This window comes from Nocardia sp. NPDC060220 (assembly GCF_042727815.1).
Lineage (GTDB): Bacteria > Actinomycetota > Actinomycetes > Mycobacteriales > Mycobacteriaceae > Nocardia.
The window spans coordinates 1-4211 of sequence record NZ_JBHWZY010000619.1 but is presented as its reverse complement, the minus strand read 5'-3'; the positions used below and the strand labels follow the sequence as shown (position 1 = coordinate 4211).

Annotated in this window: 5 protein-coding genes; 4 read left to right on the top strand and 1 reads right to left on the bottom strand. The window is 69.4% G+C overall.

Annotated elements, in window-relative coordinates; genetic code table 11:
• A partial coding sequence (locus ACFWF3_RS26420) for an AAA family ATPase (RefSeq protein WP_379316027.1) occupies nt 1–2628 on the bottom strand: 2628 nt, incomplete at its 3' end.
• A 337-nt stretch (nt 2629–2965) separates the two neighbouring features.
• On the opposite strand from ACFWF3_RS26420, the gene infA reads away from it, so the two are divergent.
• From infA to rpsK, 4 genes are all read left to right on the top strand, one after another.
• Complete coding sequence (infA, locus tag ACFWF3_RS26415; RefSeq protein ID WP_003418601.1) at nt 2966–3187, top strand: translation initiation factor IF-1; 222 nt, start codon at nt 2966–2968, stop codon at nt 3185–3187.
• A gap of 145 nt (nt 3188–3332) precedes the next feature.
• Nucleotides 3333–3446, top strand: coding sequence for a 50S ribosomal protein L36 (rpmJ, locus tag ACFWF3_RS26410; RefSeq protein ID WP_056818299.1), 114 nt, complete (start codon nt 3333–3335; stop codon nt 3444–3446).
• Nucleotides 3447–3626: 180 nt separating this feature from the next.
• A complete protein-coding gene (gene rpsM, locus ACFWF3_RS26405; protein WP_067448181.1) occupies nt 3627–3998 on the top strand; it encodes a 30S ribosomal protein S13 in 372 nt (123 codons plus the stop codon).
• Between the two features lie 9 nt (nt 3999–4007).
• Nucleotides 4008–4211, top strand: a 204-nt coding sequence (gene rpsK, locus ACFWF3_RS26400) for a 30S ribosomal protein S11 (protein ID WP_379316025.1), incomplete at its 3' end; no start/stop codon positions are given.

Below are 4211 nucleotides of genomic sequence, written 5' to 3'. Positions count from 1 at the left end.
GCGGACGTCGGAGTAGCGCTGGATCGCCGGGTCGAGCAGCAGGTCGCGCACGGTCGAGCGGGTCTGGATCGCGACGCGCTGCGACAGGGTGCCGAAGTCGGGGTTGGCGTCGACGGCGATCACTCGGTCGCCGCGGATCGAGGCGAAGATCGAGCCGAGACCGGTGGTGGTGGTGGTCTTGCCGACGCCGCCCTTCAGTGAGAGGACCGCGATGCGGTAGTCGCCGCGCACAGGCTGGCGGATACGGGCCACGAGTTCCTGCAGACGCAGCTCCTCGGCGGACATCCCCGGGTTGATCGCACCGCCGGACACGTGATGCACGGCCTTGCGCCAACCACTGCCGGGAGCCTTCTTGGCGCGCTTGACCGGGACGTCGTCGAGCGAGGGCTGGTAGCCCTGTGGCTGTGCGCCCCAACCCGGTTGGCCGTAGGGCTGCTGGTGGCCCTGCTGGTAGTTGCCCGGCTGCTGGTACTGCTGCGGCGCGTTCGGCTGCTGGTACTGCTGTGCCGGTGTGCCGTCGGGCTGGTACTGCGGGCCGGGCCCGTTGGGCTGATTGTACTGCTGCGCAGGCGTGCCGTCGGGCTGGTACTGCTGACCGGGGCCTTGCGGCTGCTGGTACTGCTGTGCCGACGTGCCGTCGGGCTGGTACTGCGGCACGGGCGTGCCGTCGGACTGGTACTGCGGGGCCGGACCGTTCGGCGGGAACTGTTGCTGCGCCCCCTGATTCGGCTGCTGATAGTGCGGAGCGGGGGAGCCGTCCGGCCGATACTGCTGCACGGGGGCGCCGTCGGGCTGCTGCGTGGGTGCGGCATCGGGCCGATACTGCGGTGCCGCGCCGTCGGGCCGCTGGGCGACGCCGTCGGGACCGTACGTGGGCAGACCGTCGGGCTGCTGGTGCTGGGCCGGGGTGCCGTCGGGGCGGGGATACGGCGACGCGGTGTCGGCCGCCTGCACGAATTCACCCGAGCGATACCCGGTCTGCGCGGCGCGTGCTTGTTCCGCGGGGTTCGTGCCACCCTGCCGATTCGCCTGACCGTGCTCACCCGGCGCACTGCCCTGTAGCCGCGGATCATCGGACCGGTACACCTCGGTCCGCCCATCCGGCGCATGCGTCGGCGCGACCGGTGTCGGGTCACCGGGGACCGAGTTGTACTGCGTCGCGGGGTAAGCCGACGGCGGCACGCGCTCGCCCGATGCGTACGGCGACCGCTGCTCGGTAGCCGGCGGCTGTTGCGGAGCTACGGACTCGGCGGAGCTGTACGGCGACCCGTGTCGTGACGCGACCGCGTCCTCATCGGGCGCGGACCGCCCGTCGGCCGAGTGGCGCGCACCGGTTGTCGGCGATTCGGTGGCCTCCGCGGCGGTTGTCGCCGGGGATGGTTCGGCCACCTCGGCAGCTGCGCGACGAGGCGGTGTGGCCTGCTCGGCTTCCTGGAACGACGACGGCAGACGAGGTTCCACATCGGCGGACTGCGCGACCTCGCTGGCCGCGGGTGTCGACGGTGTTTCTGTGGCGTGTTGTTCGACCTCGTCCCGTGCGGTGACCGGCGATGGCGCATGGTCTGCCTGCTCGACCGCCTGATCGGCGCCGATCGGCTGCGGTTCGGCGGCGACCGGCCGGGATTCGGTGGTGGTCGGCTGCGGTTCGGCGGCGACCGGCCGGGGCTCGGCGGTAGTCGGCTGCGGCGGGACGGTCAGGCGCGGTGGGGCATGGGTCGGACGCGCGGGCGGGTCCGGCAGCGGAGGGGGCGGGGGAAGGTCGGGGCGCTGCTGGTTCGGGCCGAGCGGGGTGAAGCCGGTCGACGGTGGCGCGGGCGTCCGGGTCGGGAGCGCGTTCGCGACGTGGTCCACGGCCTCGCTGGTCGGCGCGGTTGTTGCCGGGCCTGGGTGTGTGGGCACGCTGGTGGGCGACGGCGGGAGCGGAGGGGGTGTGCCGGTGGATGTCGGCGCGTGATCTGCCGGTGGCTGACTTGCCGACCACGGAGCCGCTGTCGACGCCTGACCGCCTGCCCACGGCGCCGGATCCGCGGCCGAGGGCCCCGGAATCGACGACGGACCGTTGGTGTCCGGTCGCGGTGCCGGATCCGCCGATGACAACGGGGCGTTGACCGGGGGAGTCAGCGGGTTCGGGGCGGCCTGCCACCCGGCGTTCGGCTGTGGCCACCCGGCGTTCGGCTGTGCGGGCGCGGCCTGCTGGTATTGCGACGCGTCGCGGCCGGTCCGGGGTGCGGGCTGCTCGTAGGTGGGCTGCGGACGCGGTTGCTCGTCGCGGCGGGGCTGCTGGTGGGACGGGCCGGGGATCAGCGGGTCGGCGGGCTGCTGCGGGGTGGACCAGCCGGAACCGGACTGGTGGGTCGGCTCGGCGGGGCGGCGCTGTTCGGCGGCCTCGCCCGGACGTGGGGTGGCTGCCTCTTCCTCGGATTCGCGATCCTTGCGGCGGCGCCTGCCCTTTTCCTTGCGCGGCGCGTCGTCACCGCGCCCGCCCATGAAGCGGCGGCGTTTGGGTGCGTCGTCGATCTCGTCGTCCTGGGGCAGGTTCTCGACCGGAGCCTCGTAACCGACCTGTGTGACGTCGCTCTCCGACAGCCACGGCGGCAGCATGGGGAGGCTGTCGTTGTTGCGGCTCACCGGCACGCCTCGCTCACCAGGGTCCCCCGATCTGATCGACCCACTTCTCCGACGCCGGTGAGTTTACGCGACAACCCCCACGGCGTGGTGGCCGCCCGGTGGCTCGACACCGTGCTCAGGGCGGCGCGCTCGCAGGCCTCCCGATTGTGCGGCACGGGGCCCGGTCAGGGTGTACGGTTCGGGGCACTTTTGCCTCTGGCCGCCCGGCCCGGTAAGCTTGAGCGGCGGTGCACCTATGCGCCGACTGTTCGCATGCATGTCGACGGGCTCTTGGTTGACGCTACACACGCGGACGGCCATCAAACTCAGGTTGAGCGTAACCGGGATCGCGGAGGATATGGCGAAGAAAGACGGGGCCATCGAGGTCGAGGGTCGAGTTGTCGAGCCGCTGCCCAATGCGATGTTCCGGATCGAGCTCGAGAACGGTCACAAGGTTCTCGCGCACATCAGCGGAAAGATGCGGCAGCACTACATTCGTATCCTTCCGGAAGACCGCGTGGTCGTCGAGCTGTCGCCGTACGACCTCTCACGCGGCCGGATTGTCTACCGCTACAAGTGATGCCTGACGGCGTCGCGAGCCTCACCGGCGCGCGGCGTCGCACAGTGTCCCGGCAACGGGACGCACACCAGACTTCCCCGGTCCTCTGGCTGGGGAAAAACTGTGTTCACACCACCTGTGTGGACCAATACAAGATTGGACTGACGTGAAGGTTAATCCGAGCGTCAAGAAGATCTGCGAGAAGTGCAAGGTGATCCGCCGTCATGGTCGGGTCATGGTGATCTGCGACAACCTGCGCCACAAGCAGCGTCAGGGCTGATACAGCCTCACCACCGGGCACCGATCGTCTGATCGGACTGACCGAAAGAAGCACTCCCAGTTCCAGCACGCACGTACTTGTGCGCGCCATCCACCGGCACGGAGGCCGGTGCCCCCACCTTTGTGAAGACGGGGGGACGGACGGGGAGCAGACCTCCGCAACCATTAAGGAACCTGCCACATGGCACGTCTGATGGGCGTTGATCTCCCGCGCGAAAAGCGCATGGAGATCGCGCTGACCTACATTTTCGGAATCGGGCGCACCCGCGCCACCCAGATCCTGGCCGAGACGGGCGTCAGCCCCGACCTGCGCTCCAAGGACCTGAACGACGACGACCTGGCGAAGCTCCGCGAGTACATCGAGGCTTCGGACTACAAGGTCGAAGGTGACCTGCGCCGCGAGGTTCAGGCCGATATTCGTCGCAAGATCGAGATCGGCTGCTACCAGGGCATCCGCCACCGTCGTGGCCTGCCCGTTCGTGGTCAGCGCACCAAGACCAACGCGCGTACGCGCAAGGGTCCGAAGAAGACCGTCGCCGGCAAGAAGAAGTAGGGATAGCGTATGCCTCCGAAGAGCCGGGCCGCTGGCCCGAAGAAGACTCAGAAGTCGCGTCGCCGGGATAAGAAGAACATCCCGCACGGCCACGCGCACATCAAGAGCACGTTCAACAACACCATCGTCTCGATCACCGACCCCGAGGGCAATGTCATCTCGTGGGCGTCGTCGGGTCACGTCGGTTTCAAGGGTTCGCGTAAGAGCACCCCG

Bases quoted from the DNA above. Each gene is read 5' to 3' on its own strand.
- rpsM (WP_067448181.1), top strand. From the start codon at position 3,627: ATGGCACGTCTGATGGGCGTTGATCTCCCGCGCGAAAAGCGCATGGAG.
- infA (WP_003418601.1), top strand. From the start codon at position 2,966: ATGGCGAAGAAAGACGGGGCCATCGAGGTCGAGGGTCGAGTTGTCGAG.